The following is an 18,403-nucleotide window of genomic DNA, read 5'->3' as shown; positions in this document are numbered from 1 at the left end:
CTTACGGGAGAGTAGGTCGTCGCCAGCTTTTATTAAAAGCCTCAAGTGACCAACTTGAGGCTTTTTTGTGTTTATGGATTTCGCTTTAGGCTGAAGGCTGTAAGCTTTACGCTAACTCAAAACTATGTTTTATAAAACAAGAAGCTTCTAGTCAGTTAATAAGAAGCTTGCTTTCATCCAACAAGAAGCTTCTAATTAGTCAACGAGAAGCTTCTTCTTAATAAAAAGGAAGCTTCCTTTTTCAACTAACTTAAAATTTACTACTTATAACTCGAAAATACCCCTATTTCCCTCAAGTGGATATTTTAACTTCTACTTCTATTCCTGTAAGTCTTAAATCTTATGTCTTATAAATTATAACTTATCACTCAAAACTCAGAACTTACAACCCGCGTTAGGGATAGTAGTGGAAATCCTTTTGTAGAAATTGGATTTTCCTGTAATCACTTCCAATTTTCTTCTACAAAAGATTGCAACGGATAGCCCGACCGAAGGGAACGCCCAAATAATTCCATAAAAAAAGCCCAACCGAAGTTGAGCTTTTATTTATCCAAAATAAAATGAATCGCGATCATTTAGGAAATTAAAATGCTTTCGAGTTTTATCTTGTTCTTCTTTATCAATTTCGAATTGTAAAATTTCGGGATGATTGTTTATCGTTTTCAAATCCTGTCCCAAAGTATCAAACAGATGCGAATCGCCTTGATACTCGAGATTATAGCCATCTACACCAATTCTATTTACGCCAGCAAGAAAAGCCATATTTTCGATTGCTCGAGCTTTTAGGAGTGAAATCCAAGCTTCACGACGTGCTTTTGGCCAACTAGCGTTACAAAGTATCAAATCGTAGGGATTTTCCTCAGTATTGCGAATCCAAACTGGAAATCGTAGATCGTAGCAAACAATAGGACGAATTTGCCATCCTTTATAATCTATCGTTACAATTTTATCTCCAGCAGAATATACGCCAACTTCTTTTCCGTAACTGAACAAATGTTTCTTATCGTAAATGTAAATAGAGCCGCTTGGACAGATGAAATAAAATCGGTTATAGTATTTATCGTTTTCATGCGTAGAAATGCTTCCAGCAATCGCAGAATTCAATTCTTTGGCTTTGTGTTGCATCCATTCGAATGTTTCTCCAAAAGGCTTTTGACCAATTTTTTCTACATTCATAGAAAATCCCGAAGCAAACATTTCTGGTAACAATATAATATCGGTTTGATGATTGGTTAATAATTCATCTAAATAAGCGTGATTAGCTTTTGCATCTTCCCAGATTACATCGTATTGTATTAATGATATTTTAAGTTTATTTTGAATCTCCATTGTTAATAAATTTTTGATCTAATTTTGGTTTATTAGATTGATTGATGATGTAATACATAAAGATAAATATAAAAAAACCAATAAACGAACCGCCAACTGTATCAATCGCAAAATGGCGTGACAAGTAGATTCTACTAATTGCGATACTCGGAAAATGGAGCGCAAAAAATAATTGTAACCATCTGTTTTTGGTTAATAAACATAAAGTCATCGAAATTATTGCGGCTGTTAATGAATGTCCCGAAGGAAAAGTTGAAGCCATTTGTATCGCATAATCTTTGACTAGAATAATGTCTATTTTTTTCTGTGTAAAATAATATCCAGGACGTAAAACTTGTTCGAAATAGACATTCTTAAAAAAGACACTAATTGTTGTTGCAACTGCTCCAGAAGCTAATAAATAATAAAAATAACGACGAGTAGTTTTCCAAAATAGATAACCAAGAAGTATAAAAAATAAATAATAGGTTCCAAAATCGGTATAAAAAACAAAGAGTTTATCGAGATAATGATTGCTGTATTGATTGAAATGCAGATGTAATTCGTCGCGTCCATAATATTGCGTCATGGCGATTGCGGCAAAATTGTAGATAAAAAATACAAAAAAAAATGGCCAAATTCTTAGAAATAAATCTTTTTGTTGATTCATTTGAGGGTTTTTAAATAATATTTATGATGAGATTCTAAAACAAGTTTAGAATGACATTCATTCAAATTTAAGCAAAAAAAAACTTGACTAAATAGCCAAGTTTTAAAACGTTTTAATATTGTTTAAAAAAATTATTTTACTTTTTCTACGATTGCTTTGAAAGCTTCTGGATTGTTCATCGCTAAGTCAGCTAAAACTTTACGATTTAATTCAATTCCAGCTTTGTGGATAGCTCCCATAAATTTAGAGTAAGACAATCCGTGTAATCTTGCTCCAGCGTTAATTCTTTGAATCCATAACGCACGGAAATTTCTTTTCTTTTGACGTCTATCGCGGTAAGCGTATACTAAACCTTTTTCTACTGCATTTTTAGCAACAGTCCAAACGTTTTTTCTTCTTCCGTAATATCCTTTTGCAAGTTTTAAAACTCTTTTTCTTCTAGCTCTTGACGCAACTGCGTTTACTGATCTTGGCATAATTTTTAATTTTTTTGTAGTGGGCGAGATTGCTCTGCTTTAAGGCCCATCGACAGGGTTAATAATGAATTAATAAACCAAATAAGAACACGTTCTTATTTTAATCTTAATTGTTGTTTTACTGAATGAACATCAGCTTGATCAACTAAACCAGTTTGAGTTAAATTTCTCTTTTGTTTAGTCTCTTTTTTTGTTAGGATGTGGCTTTTAAAAGCGTGTTTTCTTTTAATTTTACCTGTTCCTGTTAATTTGAAACGTTTTTTCGCTCCAGATTTTGTTTTTAATTTTGGCATGATTACAAATATTTAAAATTAAAACGTTTTTTATTTTTTGTAAGATGATAAGAACCTAATTATTTCTTAGGTCCCATCATCATAATCATTCTTTTACCTTCAAGTTTTGGCATTTGTTCTACTTTTCCAACATCTTCCAATTCTTGAGCTAAACGTAACAATAAGATTTCTCCTTGATCTTTAAAGATAATAGAACGTCCTTTGAAGAAAACATATGCTTTCAATTTTGAACCTTCTTCTAAGAAAGATCTTGCGTGACGTCTTTTGAATTCGTAATCATGATCATCTGTTTGAGGACCGAAACGAATTTCTTTTACGACAACTTTCTGCTGTTTAGCTTTAAGCTCTTTTTCTTTTTTCTTTTGTTCGTATAAGAATTTTTTGTACTCTACGACACGACAAACAGGTGGAATGGCTTTTTCACTGATCATTACCAAATCTAAACCTTGTTCTTCTGCAAGTTCTAAAGCTTTAGCTATTGGATATACACCAGGTTCTATACCTTCTCCAACAACGCGTACTTCTTTCGCGTCAATCTTATCATTGATCTTGTGTTGATCTTCCTTAATTACTCTGGCTGGACCTCTGCCGCCTTTTCTTCTAATTGCGATAGTTATTCTGTTTTAAATTATTTTAATTTGATTTGTTCTTTCATGAAGTCGATAAACGCTTGAATCGTCATCTCTCCTAAATCACCTTCTCCGTGTCTTCTTACAGAAACTGTACCGTTTTCTGCTTCTTTTTCACCGATGATTAACATGAAAGGAATTTTACCGATTTCGGCATCACGGATTTTTTTACCAGTTTTCTCGTTTCTACTGTCAATCAGTCCGTTAATTTCTTCTTCGGCCAGCAAATTTAATACTTTTTCTCCATATTCCACATATTTTTCACTAATTGGTAAAATTGTGAATAAATCTGGTGTTAACCAAAGTGGTAAATTACCTGCTGTATTTTCTAACAAAATGGCAATGAAACGTTCCATAGAGCCAAATGGCGCGCGGTGAATCATTACTGGTCTGTGTTTTTCGTTGTCTGCTCCAGTGTAAGTTAAATCAAAACGTTCTGGTAAATTATAATCCACTTGGATTGTTCCTAACTGCCATTGACGTCCTAATGCATCTTTCACCATAAAGTCTAACTTAGGTCCATAGAATGCAGCTTCGCCATATTCTACAACTGTTGGTAAACCTTTTTCTGCTGATGCTGTGATAATTGCTTGTTCAGCTTTTTCCCAGTTTTCATCAGATCCGATGTATTTTTCTTTATTCTCTGGATCTCTTAATGAGATTTGAGCCGAATAATTGTCAAATCCAAGATTTGTAAATACATATAATACTAAATCAATTACTTTTTTGAATTCTTCTAATAATTGATCTGGTGTACAGAATAAGTGAGCATCATCTTGAGTAAATCCACGAACACGAGTTAAACCGTGCAATTCTCCTGATTGTTCGTAACGGTAAACTGTACCAAACTCTGCATAACGTTTTGGTAAATCGCGGTATGACCATTGAGAAGTTTTGTAAATCTCACAGTGATGCGGACAGTTCATTGGTTTTAACAAGAATTCTTCTCCTTCGTTTGGTGTTTTAATTGGCTGAAAACTATCTGCACCATATTTTGCATAGTGACCAGAAGTTACATACAATTCTTTTTGACCAATGTGCGGAGAAATTACCATTTCGTAACCCATTTTTTGTTGCTCTTTCAATAAGAAGTTTTCTAATTTTCTTCTCAAAGCAGCTCCTTTTGGTAACCAAAGTGGTAAACCTGCACCAACTTTTTCTGAGAAAGCAAATAAACCTAATTCTTTACCTAATTTACGGTGATCACGTTTTTTTGCTTCTTCTAATAACTCAAGATATTCTGTTAAATCTTTTTGTTTTGGAAATGTAATACCATAAACACGAGTCAACATTTTGTTTTTCTCGTCTCCACGCCAATAAGCTCCAGCAACATTCAAGATTTTTGCAGCTTTCACAATTCCAGTGTTTGGAATGTGTCCACCACGACATAAATCTGTAAAATTATCGTGTGTACAGAATGTAATATCTCCATCATTTAAGTTAGAGATTAATTCTGTTTTGTATTCATTGTCTTTATACGTTTCTAATGCTTCTGCTTTCGAAACTGAATATAATTTGAATTCAGCTTTTTTCTTTGCATTCTCTAACATTGCTTTTTCTACTTTCGCAAAATCAGCCTCTGTAAATTTATCCTCACCAAAATCAACATCGTAATAAAAACCTTTGTCAATCGCAGGTCCAATTGTTAATTTCGCATTTGGATAAAACTCTAAAATAGCTTGCGCTAATAAGTGAGCAGATGAATGCCAAAAAGCTTTTTTACCCATTTCATCATTCCAGGTTAACAATTTGATCGTTGCATCTGTGGTGATTGGGGTTGTTGTTTCAACTTGTTGATCGTTTACTATAGCCGAAATTACATTACGTGCTAAACCTTCACTAATGCTTAGCGCCACGTCCATAGGAGTTACGCCACTCTCATACTGTTTTACACTTCCATCTGGAAGAGAAATGTTTATCATCTTACTTTTAGAATTTGTACTAAGATGCAAAATTACGAATTTTCTGCAAGTTGACGAAATTTTTAAAGAGTTGATTTTAGCTAAAATATTAAGTAAACAGTTGAATTATTGTTTTGAATGAAATTATCTTGTTTTCGATAAAATTAATATCGAATTATTTCTTTATAAACTTTAAAACTTCGTTCGATTCTTTTGTTTTAATATAATACATTCCAGCCGCTAAGCCTTGACAGTCAATCGTTATATTTGACTGATTATTTATGCGAACCGATTGTACAATTTGTCCAACTGAATTGTAAATAAAAAGTATATTATTTTGAGCATTTAATTGAGTTTTATCAACTCCAATTATAATTTTATCATTCGTAATATTTGCTGATTGCAACCAGATAAATGGTTTTGATTCAATTGATTTTGTACTTAAACTCTCATGAATTTTAAATTGCATGACAATAGGTAAATGATCGCTCATATTATACAAATTAGTTCGTAAAGTTTGCGAGTAGATACCTGTACAATCAGGATCTTTAACATCTTTATTCAAGCAATCTCCATTATTTCCGTACGCTTTGTAACTATCGTTTATAAAAGAAAAACGTGTACTATTTTTGAAATTTTCGCTCATCATAATAAAATCAAAACGATCATCCAAACCGCCACTTGCTCCTGCATTAGTTCCGCTTCCAAAACCTACGTTAGAAACGCGCGTACTTTGTGTATGCAAATAACTAAAAGCTGGATTATCTTGCCAACTTCCAGGCGCATTGAGTGGATCTATCATCAAAATAGCATTCGCTGGATTGATAATTTCTTGATATGCTGGTTCTGATGAATTATAAAAATTAAAATCTCCAGCAAAAAGTACATACGTATTAGGTTGTGTTAATTTTTTCAAAGATTTTGTAACTTCTTGCACCATTTCCAAACGCATTTGACGATTTGCAGGTCCTGTACTCGATTTTAGATGTGCAACAAAAACTTCTAAATGAATAGGATCGTTTGAAGTAATATTTAATTGAAAAGAATATTGATTGATGTCACGATAAACTGTGGGAATTTTCTGTTGATTAACTAACGTTAATTTGCGTGTGTTATAAAAAACCATTGTTTGTAACGGATCATCTAATTTTGTTGTGTCAGCTACAAAAAGTGCGCGAGCAAATTTATCCGGTTGATTTTGCAAAGATGTATTTAAGATTAAATCAGCGCCATTTTCTGTTACTAATTCACAAATCATAAATAAATCTGGTTTGTATTCGTCTAAAATATCTCTTAAGATCAATTGACGATTTTGAGGAAGTGAATTCGGAAATTTGAACACATTATAAAACATTGTATTTAATGTTTCTTGTGAAAAAATAGAAACCGAAAGGATTAAAAATAAAAGGAGTAAATTTTTTTTCATATCAATTGATTTTAGTTTTACACTTCAACTTTTTTTAAATCTAAGGGATTAATTTAGAATGTCTTAAAGTTAATTATTATCAATTGAATAAAAAATTTTATTTCTTTTAATTAAAAATATAATTGGTTTAATGTCAAATAAAAAATCCAGTTCTTTTCGAAACTGGATTTTGAAATATTTTATGAACGTGCTCGTCTGAAATATAAAAACAAAGTTAGTAATCCGAAGACGATGTTTGGTATCCATGAGGCGACAAGTGGCGAAACATATCCTTTTTCGGAAAACGTAGACGTTGTTTGCGAGAAGAAAATGTAGACAAACGCTAACGAAATACCAACTGCAAGATTGATTCCGATTCCTCCACGACGTTTTTTAGATGAAAGCGATAAAGCTAAAAGTGTCAAAATAATAGTTGAAAATGGTACGCTCAAACGGTTATTTAATTCATTTTCGTATGTATTTACATTGGCAGAACCTTTTGCTTTTTGTTTCTGAATAAATTCATTTAATTCGAAGGTATTCATTGTTTCAGCAACATATTCTTCTGGTAAAATTTCATCAGGAGAAGCTGGTAACTTCAAATTTGTATTGGCTTCGTAATTTAACTTTTCGGTTTTATCCTTGTTAATTTCGCGTGTGTAAACACTCATTAATGCATAAGTAGAATCTTTATCATTCCAATTAAAACTTGAAGCGATGATTTGTTTTTTCAACTCAGTCGAATCAAATTTTTGATACATAAAAGAACTTCCTAATTTTTCTGTTCTGTCATAACTATCTACAAAAACAAACTCATCAGGAGAAATTTGCGAACCGATACGTTGTCGTTTATAATATTCTTCCTTGTCGTTATTACTCAATAAATGGGTGTATTGGTATTTATTTTTTTTGATATTTGCCCAAGGCAAAACCACATTTCCTACTACCAAAGCAGAAACAGCTAAAAATATAGCAACCCAAATATATGGAAGTGTAAATCGATAAAAACTAATACCACCCGAAAGCACACCTACAATTTCGGTTTGCATCGTAAGTCGTGATGTAAAATAAATCACAGTGATAAAAACGGCAATTGGTAAAAAGGTGTTGATAATCCAAATAGACCAATAAGGGTAAAATTGGGTTAAAGCCGAAAAAGCTGTAGAACCACTATCATTAATACGTCCTAATTTTTGACTAAGATCGACAATAACAGCGATAGTAGACAAAATCAAAACCATGAAGATAAAGGTTCCGATAAAGTTTCGGATGATGTATTTATCAATTATTTTCAAACTACAGACGTTGTTTTAATTGTGGAACAATTTGTTCTTTCCATTGAGCGAAATCTCCTGCTAAGATATGCTGTCTTGCAACTCTTACCAAATCTAAATAAAACGCAAGGTTATGAACAGATGCAATTTGTTTTCCTAAAGCTTCGTTGGCATTGAACAAATGACGAACATAGGCTTTTGTGTAATAACTATCCACATAGCTAGTCCCGTTTTCGTCTAATGGTTCAAAACAATCTTTCCATTTTGCATTTTTCATATTCATAACACCATTCCACGTGAACAACATGGCGTTACGCGCATTACGAGTTGGCATAACACAGTCGAACATATCAACTCCTAAAGCAATACATTCGATGATATTCCAAGGTGTTCCAACTCCCATTAAATAACGAGGTTTGTCTTGTGGAAGAATTTCTGTTACGATATCCGTCATTTCGTACATCACAGGTTCTGGTTCACCAACAGATAATCCACCAATAGCATTTCCTTCTGCACCGAAATCCGCAATATATTTTGCTGATTCTTGACGTAAATCTTTAAAATCGTTTCCTTGTACAATTGGGAACAGCGTTTGTTTGTGATCGTAATATTCAGGATTATTGTTTAACCAAGTTCTACAACGCTCCAACCAACGATGTGTAACATGCATGGCACGTTTCGCATCATGATATTTTGCAGGAATTCCTGTTAATTCATCAAAAGCCATAAAAATATCTGCTCCGATGTAACGTTGGATTTCCATTGATTTCTCTGGTGTAAACATATGGTAAGAACCATCGATATGCGATTTAAAACGCACACCTTCTTCAGATTTTTTGCGACTTGTCGACAAAGAATACACTTGGAACCCTCCTGAATCCGTTAAAATTGGTTTTTGCCAATTCATGAATTTATGTAATCCGCCCGCTCTGTGCAAAATATCAGTTCCTGGACGCAAATACAAATGATAAGTATTTCCAAGAATGATTTGGGCTTTAATATCTTCTTCTAATTCACGTTGGTGAACAGATTTTACTGTACCAACCGTACCAACTGGCATAAAAATAGGTGTTTCGATTTTACCATGATCGGTTTCTACAACACCAGCTCTTGCCTTAGAAAATTCGTCTTTTTTATCGATTGAAAATTTCATAGTGTGCAAAGATATTAATTGTTTAGCTTGTTGCGAGTTGGTTTCGAAAAAAATAACAAAAAAATAAGGATAAAGTAGCCTTTACCCTTATTTGGAAATTTTATGAAATGATTATTTTGTGAAACGTAATGACATTTTGCGATCAGAAGCTCTTTCTGAGTCAGAAGCTGTTTCAGCTACTTTTGCAAATTCTTCTCCGTAACCTTCGGCAGCAATAACTTGCGCACCAACACCACGTTTTGTTAATTCAGCTTTTAAGTAATCTGCTCTTTTTTGAGAGATTACTTTGTTTTTCGCATCATCACCAACTTTATCTGTGTATGCTCCAAGTTTGATTTTTGCAGTTGGATATTTTTTCAAAATTGCAGCAACATTATCTAATTGAACCTCAGAACCTGGCTCTAATTGATCTGTTTTACCAAAAACGAAGTTGACATTATCAAAGTTGAACCATTTTTCTTTCAATTGATCTTCTGTCATTGTTGCAAAATCTGGCGCTTTGATAAATTTGATAATTTGATCTTCTAATCCATTTGCGTATCCTTTCAAAGCAACACCATCTAAATCAATATCAGATAATTCTTTTGGCGCAGCGTTTAGAGAATCAGTATTCAATGAATCAACTACAATTTCAGTTTCTTCTGTAACAACTGTTTTTTCTTCGTCTTTATTACATTTTTTTAATAAGAAAAAGGCTGCTAAAGCAAGTAGGATCAATGGAATTAACCATTTCCAAAAACCTCCGCCACCATTGTTGTTATGAGTTTCTGCGTAAGCATCAACTGGCGCTACATAAGGTTTTTCTTCCGGTTCTACATCAACTACTTTTCTTGTTTCTGTAATAGTTTCAGTTACATGATCTTTTGCAAGATCTATTGTTTCAGTGATTTTAGGCGCATCATTAAACATTGTTCCTACACCTAAAGCTCCAAGTCCTAAACCAGTTGGAATTAATCCTAAAATTTTATCTTTAATTCCTCCTAAAGATGAAAAGAAATCAGCTTCTGTTACATTGTTAAATTCGGCTTCTTTTCCAATGGATCCAAAGGTTGTTAAAGCTGTTAAGTCTAATAATTTTGAAGATGAACCTGTCGAAATCCCTGCATATTCAGCAATTTTAGAAACGATTGGTTGCGCATTCGAACCAAAAATAACATTGATTAATTCTTTGATCGTGTCTGGCGTTTCTTGTTCTGTCGAAATATTTGCTAATCCACGAGATGCACCAAAAGATTTGATGGTATGAAATAAGCCTGTAGTAGAATTCTTTTTTTCTAAAACACCTCCTAAAAGAATAGGAATAAATGCATTGATTGCTTTAGAAATTCCCGATTCATTTTCACCTAATTCTGATGAAGTTTTCGAGATCAAATCTGGGGTAATATACCCTTTTACTAATTCAATAATGTTCATAGATTTTAATTTTTAATTATAGCCTTTTTTAAGTTGTAATTTGTTCTTAACGAATATTGTACCAATATTCATATTTATTAAAATTAGTTAAAAAAAATGATAATTTTTCTATTTTTTTGAAAAGATGTTAGATTGGAACTAATTTTATCAACTGAATTACTAATAAAAAAGAATAATTATGCAAGAGCAAGACAAAGTAGATAGTTTGCAAGATGTAATAACAACACCATTTAAGGATTTAGAAAACTTTACACAATGGTTATTAACGAAGGGTTCTGAAGTTGGATGGAGCTTAGTTTCTGCTTTATTAACCTTAATAATTGGTTTTTGGGTAACAGGTAAACTTGTCAAGTTAATCGAAAAAAGAATGGTTGCACGAAATGTCGATTTATCAATTCGCACGTTTTTAATTCCAATTCTTAATATATTATTCAAAGCTATTGTATTAACTTTTGTTGTAGGGCGATTAGGTTTTAATGCTTCTGGTTTTGTTGCAGCTTTAGGAGGTGTTGGTTTAACAGTTGGTTTAGCTTTGCAAGGTTCTTTATCAAATTTTGCAGCAGGAATTTTAATTATTCTTTTCAAACCTTTCAAAGTTGGAGATTATATCGTATCGCAAGGAAATGAAGGAAGTGTAGAGTCGATAAATTTACTAAATACAGTAATTGCAACTGCAAAAGGACAGATCATAACTTTGCCAAATGGGAATTTATTTAACAATCCAATTACCAATTATTCTGTAAAAGAATATCGCCGATTAGATGTAAATGTTGGTATTTCTTATGATGATGATTTTGACAAAGCGCGCGAAGTTTTGTTGAATGTTTTAGAGAAAAATGAATTGGTTGATGATACACAATCTAAAACGGTTGAGATTCTAGAATTTGCTGCAAGTTCTGTGAATTTGGCTGTGCGTTGTTATGTGAAAAATAGCGATTATTGGACAGCTTATTGGCAATTGTATCGCGCGGTAAAATATGCGTTAGACGACAACAATATCTCGATGCCTTATCCACATACAGAAATGATTATTAAAAACGAATCGAACTCGTCAACAATTCCTTTCGAGAACAAAGATTAATGAAGTATTTACTTACCATATTATCAATTTTTTTGTCTGCGCATCTTTTTGCGCAGACCGAATTAATTGAGAAATATCTCAATTCTGATTTCTATTCCACTCAATTCACGGGATTTTATTTATATGATCCAATTACGAAAGAAGAAATTTATAATTATAACGGAAACAAATTTTTTATTCCAGCTTCTAACACCAAAATTTTTACGTTGTATACAGCGATGAAAATGTTAAATGATTCGATTCCTGCATTCAAATATCAGTTGATTGGTGACGAATTGCATATCGAAGGAACTGGAGATCCAACTTTTTTGCATCCAAAATATAAAAATACACGAGCGTTAGATTTCTTGAAAAGTAATGGTTCTAAAATTGTTTTTCATTGGAATAATTTCGACGAAGAATCTTTTTTACCAGGTTGGACTTGGGACGATTTTAGAAAAGATTATGCGCCAGAAAGAAGTCAGTTTCCGATTCATGAAAATTTAGTTTCAATTTCGAAAAATGGAAGTTCAATCAAAACATTTCCAACATATTTTGAAGAATTAACAGAAATTAGAGAAATGCCAGAGCCGAGGAATTTCTATGACAATAAATTTTATATCAGCAATAAAAAACGAACAGAAAAAGTTCCTTTTATTGTGAATGAAACGGTAATAGAAAAATCGTTGTCGCAAATTTTGGGTAAACCTGTTGATATGGTCAAAACGCCAATGGTCAATAATCCGAAAGTGTTTTATAGTCAGAAATCAGATGATGTTTACCGCGAAATGATGGAAAATAGCGATAATTTTTTGGCAGAACATTTATTGATTTTAGCTTCGAGTACTTTACCAGGAAAACTGAGCGCTTCTGAAACGATTACCTTTTCGAAAAGATATTTGTTGAATGATTTGAAACAACAACCAGAGTGGTTTGACGGTTCGGGATTATCGCGTTATAATTTGTTTACACCACAAAGTTTTGCACAGGTTTTAGGGAAAATGTATAACGAATTTCCTGAGCAACGTTTGTTTTCTATTTTCCCAATCGGTGGTAAAACGGGAACAATCAAAAATAGATACAAAGATTCGGCGCAACCTTATATTTATGCCAAAACAGGAACGTTGAACAATAATGTAACGTTGAGTGGTTATTTGAAAACGAAATCTGGAAGAACGTTAATTTTTAGTTTGATGAATAATAATTCGATCAAAGATTTATCTTGGATTCGAAATGAGAACGAAAAGTTATTACGAATTATTAGAGATAATTATTAAGCATATTTGAAATAAAAAGCCTTCCGATTTCGGAAGGCTTTTGCTTTATTAGAAAGACATCTTTACGGTGTCGTTATTTCCTGTTAATACTTTTGTGTCTTTTTTATTTTTGACATCAAAAGTTACAATGTTTTGCTGATCATTAAAAATATCTGTCAACAAAGCCACTTTTAGTTCTATCGAGTTGATATTAGAAATTTTATCAAACTTAAAAAAAACTCGTGTCGATTTATCATTTACCTGATAACCATAATAAGAAGTTCCCAAAGCTTTACCATTTACTTTTACATCAACTTTACTATTTACATACGCTTTCAACTTGTTTTCGAAGTTAGATTTGTTCGAAACATCTGCACCAACGGCTTTTTCCAACTGATTGGTAAATGAACGTGCAGTGATATTTAAAGTTCCGGTTTCTTGTTCGTAATCAACCTTGATATTTGCTGTATGAAAATCTTGAGCGTTTAGGTTAAAAGTTACTAAAACCAAAAGCAAAGAGAATAGATATTTTATATATTTCATTTTATTTCTTAGTTTGTACAAGTCTATTTCAAATCGAGTGCCAAAGATTCTTAAAATTTAAAAGAAAGCTTTAGCGACTTGTTAATAACGAAATTAGAATAAAAAAATTATAAATCACATAAAAATATAAAAAGAGTATTAATAACTTAATACTCTTTTCTATGAATTTATTCTAAATTTTTAAGCAAACCAAACATGGTAAGGAATTCTACTTAAAATACAAACTAAACCAATAATTGCAAAGACTGCAACGCTCATTGGTACAGTTGTAGATCGTTTCAATTTTGCATTCGCAATTGTCATAAAAACAACACCTGCAATCATCATCATAGGGTGTTCAACAAAAGTTAATCTCAAGCCAGAATCTTTCATTATTCCTGATGGTTCCAAAGCAGAAAACATCATAATATAGTAGACTAATCCAAGTAATAATTGAACGTGAAAAGTAATGGTTGTAAATAACCCGATTTTTTTTATTGTTGCGTTTGTATCTTTTTTAGAAATCGCATAAATTAATGTTGAAATCACAAAGATAACGCCCATCAAAATCACAAGATAAGCCCAGCCACTATGAAATTGTTTGATAAAATCCATTTTTCTAATTTTAGTTTTTCAATACAAAAATAACAAACCTTTTTACATAAATACTATTTGATGATATTTATGTGTTTTCAGAACAGTTTTTTAGATTAATCAAAATCTCGTAATTTCGCGCAAAATATATCCGAAATGGGAAAAGATAAAATCAGAAGATTTAACGAAAATAAAACTTTTCAGAATGTTGTTCAACCAACACGAGAAGAGGCAATTAACGAGTTTGCATTAAAAGGAAATTGGAACAAAGAATTTTTCAAGAACGACAAACCAATTGTGTTAGAACTTGGGTGCGGAAAAGGAGAATATACAGTTGCAATGGCGCGTCGTGACAAGGATCGTAATTTTATCGGAGTAGATATTAAAGGATCAAGATTTTGGCGTGGTGCTAAGACTTGTTTGGATGAAGGAATTGAAAATGCTGGATTTCTTCGAACTCAAATCGAAATTATCGATCATCTTTTTGCAGAAAATGAAGTGAGCGAAATTTGGATTACTTTCCCAGATCCACAAATCAAATACAGAAGAACAAAACATCGTTTAACAGATCCTGAATTTTTGAGACGTTACAATACCATCTTAAAACCTGAAGGAACAGTTAATTTAAAAACGGACTCTGAATTTTTACACGGATATACACATGGTGTTATTCACATCGAAGGACACGAAGTTATTCGTTCTACACACGATGTTTATCACCCAGATCATTCAGATATTCCAGAAATTGTAACAGCTGTACAAACATATTATGAATCGAAATTTTTGGAAGAAGGTAAAAAGATTACCTATATAAAATTTCAATTAAAATATTAATAAAAAAATCCATCGAAAGATGGATTTTTTTGTTTTGATAAATACGATAAATCATTATTAATCATATATTTGTTTTACACTAATATGATTTTTTATGAAAACTAAACTTTTACTACTTACCACATTTTTATTGAATGGGCTTTATTCTTTTGCGCAAACCAGAGAAAACTTCATTTTTGCGACAATGGAGACTGAGAATGCCGCTTTTTTACAAAAAAATCATGCGGATTCTATTGAAATAATTTCTTCAAAAAATAATTTTTCTGCTATTTATTTTCATCCAGAAATTGCTGAAAGTTTACATGGAAAATTTGCGCATGGACATGGTTATATTTTTAGAAATTCGAAAGAAGATGCACTAGAATCACTTCAAGAAAAGCCATCTCAGAAAAAAGCACCTTTCAATTATACAATATCAGAACAAGCTTTTATAACTACGGCATTGAATGATGTTGATGTCAAAAAAATTGAGAAAACAATTTTGATGTTAGAAGATTTCAAAACGCGTTATCATACACGACAAGAAGCAAATAATGCGGTTCTTAAATTGAAAGAAGTTTGGGTGAAAATGATTGCTGATGCAGGACGAACTGACGTATTTGTAAGAATCGTTGATCATGTGAATACGCCAATGAAGTCGTTGATTTTGACTTTTAATGGAATTGAAAAGAAAGATGAATTTGTGATTATTGGAGGTCATGCCGATTCGACTGTTGGTTGGAATGCAAATCAAACTTTTGCACCAGGAGCAGATGATAATGCATCTGGAATTGCAACAATCACCGAAGTTTTGCGTGTGTTGTTAAAAAATAATTTCAAACCGCAACGAACTACCGAAATTATGGCTTACGCAGCAGAAGAAATAGGTTTAGTAGGATCGAAAGAAATTGCGCAGAAATACGCTTCGGAGAATAAAAATGTAATAGGTTATGTACAATTTGATATGACGAATTACAAAGGTTCTACGAAAGATGTTATTTTGATGACGGATGCTTATTGTGATGCAAATCTCAATTCGTTTTTGATGCAATTGATGGACGAATACAACAAAACTGGTTTACATCAATTCACGTATGATACTTCACAATGTGGATACGGATGTTCAGATCATTTTAGTTGGTCGGATAATGGTTTTGCGGCAACTTTACCTTTCGAGGCTAAAATGCAAGATAGCAATCCATACATTCATTCTGTAAATGATACATATGCAACTCTTGGGAAAACCTCTACGCATGCTACGAAGTTTACAAAATTAGGAATCGAATATGTGGTTGAAGCTGCTAAAACATCAACTTTAGGGACAAATGATGTTGATAGAAATTCATCTAAAATTTATATTTCAAACAAAACATTGAATTATCAATTAAATTTTGAGTCTCAAATTTCGATTAAAATTATTGATGCAACAGGACGAATGATTAAAACGATAAATACTGAAAATTCTAATGGAAGTGTAAATCTTTCTAACTTATCAGCAGGATTTTATGTCGCAACAATTCAAGATGATAATGGAAATAGTGTTTCGCATAAATTTATATTGAAGTAGATTTCTTACCAAATAAAAAACAAAAAGCAAGCTGAAATAGCTTGCTTTTATATTTTTGAAATTTATCTAAATCTTAGTCATTCAAACTTTGTAGGTAAGAAACCCAACCTAACGTTTGGTATTCTTTTGCCGCAGTTTTTACATCAGCAGCTTTGTAAATTCCACGACCAACAATCATAAAGTCTGTGTGGTAATTTTTGAAAACTAATTCTGGCGTATTATACTGTTGTCCTTTGCTATCTCCAGTCGAAGAAATATTAACACCAGGCGTAAACAATAACAAGTTATCAGGAATTTGGCGTTGTGCAACAGCTCCTAAAACATTTCCAGATTGTTCCGAAACATTAATTGCTTTTGTAAAGTAATAATCATCAGTCAATGTTCCTTTCGAAGACATTTCAACAATTGTGATAACTCCGGTATTTTCGAAAACTTTTAATGATTCTAAACCTCCAATTGGATGAACAGTTACTAAATCTGCCCAATCAGAAATTTTGTAAATCGATTTCTTAAATTGTAATTCTTGCGTATTTCCAATATCTCCAAACTTGCGATCTTCGAATAATAAGAATTCTTTTTCACGTGCGATTTTTTTCAACTCAACAATTAAGTTATCCGAAAAATCTTGAATAATATCTGAATGTAATTTTAACGCAACAATATGATCACCAACCTTTTTAGCGAAATCTGTAATTTCTTCAGAAGTAATTAAATCTGCAGAAGCAATTAAGTTAGATTGTTTTTTCAATGCTAATTCAACCAAACGTTTTCCAACTGGATGTACAATTTTTTTGTTTTCCAATGCAATACGTTGTTTTGCAGGAACCGCTTCTGGAGGTAGAGCTAAAAAGTCTTTGATTTTTTTCGCTTCATCATCACTTAAACGGTGATATTTATGTAAAATATCGATTACCTCGTGAATTGTAAATAACGTTTTCACATTGTAACCTTGTTCTTTCAATTTTTCAGATCCACCTTGCGCACGATCTAAAACAACCACCAAATCTTTTACACGTAAACCTTCGCGCTCAACTTGATCAATTGTTTCTAATAAAGATTGTCCAGAAGTAATTACATCTTCGACCAAAAGACAAGATTGTCCTTCCGTAAAAACACCTTCTACCATACGTTTAGTACCGTAACCTTTGTTTTCTTTACGTTTGATAATCAAAGGAATATTCGATGTTAAACTCATTGTAGTCGCCATTGGCAAAGCTGCATAAGGCACACCACAAATCAAGTCGTATTCTACATCTTCAACTAAATCTAATAAGTTATTTGCTAAAGTTTTTAGTAATTGTGGACTCGAAGCTAAAGGTCTTAAATCGACATAGAAAGGAGATTCTATACCACTTTTTAAAGTAAAATTTCCAAATTTTATAATTCCCAGCTCGTAAGCTTTCAATAAAAAATCTTCTCTTGGTTGCATCTGTGTAATGTTTGAGCAAAGTTAATAGGTTTTTGAGTCATTTATGGCATTTTAAGGGAAATTAATTTTTAGATGTATAAAAATTGAATATTTATACTAATTTGATTTATAATTTGTTCTAAAAGTGAAATATTATGTATTTAAAATAAATGAAAATTTTTAATTAATGTTATTTTTTATTGAATCAATAGTGCATCTTATGTTTTCTAAATCTTCTTCGCTATTAAATGTAAAATTATCACCAAAAGGATCAATAGCTCTTGATATAAAAAAGAACTTTTTGTTATTTATTTTGATATAATTTAAATATGGAAGTACAAATTGATTAATTTCTTGAACTTCATTAAGATTAAATGTTTTTTTTGAAAATACCTTTTTAATTGTAAGTTGGTTAATGTTATTATCTAACACTATTTCATTAATCTGATAATTAATCCGAATAAAAACACATAAAATTAGTATAAATGAAATACAAAAAATCAAGACATCATATTTATTTTTTGCAATTATTTCGTCTAAATAAGTGAAAATAATTACTGAAGTAAATAGAATTAATATGTTTAAAACAATTATAATAAGCACATTATAAAAACTATTATATTTTCTACTAATATATTCTTTCATTTATAAGAATTAAATA

Annotated in this window: 18 protein-coding genes; 4 read left to right on the top strand and 14 right to left on the bottom strand. The window is 31.8% G+C overall.

Going from position 1 to position 18,403, the window contains the following annotated elements:
* Window positions 1-546: 546 nt before the first annotated feature.
* From B3792_RS03760 to B3792_RS03715, 10 genes are all read right to left on the bottom strand, one after another.
* Entirely contained in the window at window positions 547-1,329 is a 783-nt protein-coding gene (locus tag B3792_RS03760) for a nitrilase-related carbon-nitrogen hydrolase (protein ID WP_291068930.1), read from the bottom strand.
* A complete protein-coding gene (locus tag B3792_RS03755) occupies window positions 1,313-1,978 on the bottom strand; it encodes a phosphatase PAP2 family protein (RefSeq protein WP_291063538.1) in 666 nt (221 codons plus the stop codon). The genes B3792_RS03760 and B3792_RS03755 overlap by 17 nt, the downstream gene beginning before the upstream one ends.
* A 131-nt stretch (window positions 1,979-2,109) precedes the next feature.
* Entirely contained in the window at window positions 2,110-2,454 is a 345-nt protein-coding gene (rplT, locus tag B3792_RS03750) for a 50S ribosomal protein L20 (protein WP_038337134.1), read from the bottom strand.
* Between the two features lie 95 nt (window positions 2,455-2,549).
* Entirely contained in the window at window positions 2,550-2,747 is a 198-nt protein-coding gene (gene rpmI / locus B3792_RS03745; protein ID WP_038337133.1) for a 50S ribosomal protein L35, read from the bottom strand.
* Between the two features lie 59 nt (window positions 2,748-2,806).
* On the bottom strand, window positions 2,807-3,316 hold the full coding sequence (gene infC, locus B3792_RS03740; protein ID WP_236688239.1) for a translation initiation factor IF-3: 510 nt from the start codon (window positions 3,314-3,316) through the stop codon (window positions 2,807-2,809).
* Between the two features lie 59 nt (window positions 3,317-3,375).
* Window positions 3,376-5,298, bottom strand: coding sequence for a threonine--tRNA ligase (thrS, locus tag B3792_RS03735; protein ID WP_038337131.1), 1,923 nt, complete (start codon window positions 5,296-5,298; stop codon window positions 3,376-3,378).
* Between the two features lie 154 nt (window positions 5,299-5,452).
* Window positions 5,453-6,703 (bottom strand): T9SS type A sorting domain-containing protein, encoded by a 1,251-nt coding sequence (locus tag B3792_RS03730; RefSeq protein WP_038337129.1) that lies wholly within the window; start codon window positions 6,701-6,703, stop codon window positions 5,453-5,455.
* A gap of 179 nt (window positions 6,704-6,882) precedes the next feature.
* Window positions 6,883-7,977, bottom strand: coding sequence for an LptF/LptG family permease (locus B3792_RS03725; RefSeq protein ID WP_114998662.1), 1,095 nt, complete (start codon window positions 7,975-7,977; stop codon window positions 6,883-6,885).
* A 1-nt stretch (window position 7,978) separates the two neighbouring features.
* Window positions 7,979-9,109 carry a tRNA guanosine(34) transglycosylase Tgt gene (gene tgt, locus B3792_RS03720; protein WP_291068927.1) on the bottom strand — a complete coding sequence of 377 codons (1,131 nt, stop codon included), beginning with the start codon at window positions 9,107-9,109 and terminating at the stop codon, window positions 7,979-7,981.
* Window positions 9,110-9,220: 111 nt separating this feature from the next.
* Window positions 9,221-10,522 carry an OmpA family protein gene (locus tag B3792_RS03715; RefSeq protein ID WP_291053045.1) on the bottom strand — a complete coding sequence of 434 codons (1,302 nt, stop codon included), beginning with the start codon at window positions 10,520-10,522 and terminating at the stop codon, window positions 9,221-9,223.
* A 178-nt stretch (window positions 10,523-10,700) separates the two neighbouring features.
* Here B3792_RS03715 and B3792_RS03710 point away from each other — a divergent pair, with 178 nt between their 5' ends.
* Entirely contained in the window at window positions 10,701-11,603 is a 903-nt protein-coding gene (locus B3792_RS03710) for a mechanosensitive ion channel family protein (RefSeq protein WP_291053048.1), read from the top strand.
* Window positions 11,603-12,859: a D-alanyl-D-alanine carboxypeptidase/D-alanyl-D-alanine-endopeptidase gene (locus B3792_RS03705; protein WP_291068925.1), complete on the top strand. Its 1,257-nt coding sequence runs from the start codon at window positions 11,603-11,605 to the stop codon at window positions 12,857-12,859. Before B3792_RS03710 ends, B3792_RS03705 begins: the two co-directional genes overlap by 1 nt.
* Window positions 12,860-12,907: 48 nt before the next feature.
* On the opposite strand, the gene B3792_RS03700 is transcribed toward B3792_RS03705, so the two are convergent.
* Together B3792_RS03700 and B3792_RS03695 are read right to left on the bottom strand one after the other, a co-directional pair.
* Entirely contained in the window at window positions 12,908-13,381 is a 474-nt protein-coding gene (locus B3792_RS03700) for a DUF6702 family protein (protein ID WP_291053057.1), read from the bottom strand.
* A 180-nt stretch (window positions 13,382-13,561) separates the two neighbouring features.
* Entirely contained in the window at window positions 13,562-13,975 is a 414-nt protein-coding gene (locus tag B3792_RS03695) for a hypothetical protein (RefSeq protein ID WP_125349592.1), read from the bottom strand.
* A 135-nt stretch (window positions 13,976-14,110) separates the two neighbouring features.
* On the opposite strand from B3792_RS03695, the gene trmB reads away from it, so the two are divergent.
* Together trmB and B3792_RS03685 are read left to right on the top strand one after the other, a co-directional pair.
* Window positions 14,111-14,788 (top strand): tRNA (guanosine(46)-N7)-methyltransferase TrmB, encoded by a 678-nt coding sequence (gene trmB, locus B3792_RS03690; RefSeq protein WP_219033815.1) that lies wholly within the window; start codon window positions 14,111-14,113, stop codon window positions 14,786-14,788.
* Between the two features lie 94 nt (window positions 14,789-14,882).
* Complete coding sequence (locus B3792_RS03685) at window positions 14,883-16,334, top strand: M20/M25/M40 family metallo-hydrolase (protein ID WP_291068923.1); 1,452 nt, start codon at window positions 14,883-14,885, stop codon at window positions 16,332-16,334.
* Window positions 16,335-16,407: 73 nt separating this feature from the next.
* On the opposite strand, the gene B3792_RS03680 is transcribed toward B3792_RS03685, so the two are convergent.
* Both B3792_RS03680 and B3792_RS03675 read right to left on the bottom strand, forming a co-directional pair.
* On the bottom strand, window positions 16,408-17,763 hold the full coding sequence (locus B3792_RS03680; RefSeq protein WP_286495706.1) for an orotate phosphoribosyltransferase: 1,356 nt from the start codon (window positions 17,761-17,763) through the stop codon (window positions 16,408-16,410).
* A 159-nt stretch (window positions 17,764-17,922) separates the two neighbouring features.
* Window positions 17,923-18,387, bottom strand: a complete 465-nt coding sequence (locus tag B3792_RS03675; RefSeq protein ID WP_286495705.1) for a hypothetical protein — start codon at window positions 18,385-18,387, stop codon at window positions 17,923-17,925.
* Between the last annotated feature and the right edge of the window lie 16 nt (window positions 18,388-18,403).

This window comes from Empedobacter sp. UBA5924, assembly GCF_002431085.1.
GTDB lineage: Bacteria > Bacteroidota > Bacteroidia > Flavobacteriales > Weeksellaceae > Empedobacter > Empedobacter falsenii_B.
This window is presented reverse-complemented; position numbering and strand designations above follow the sequence as displayed.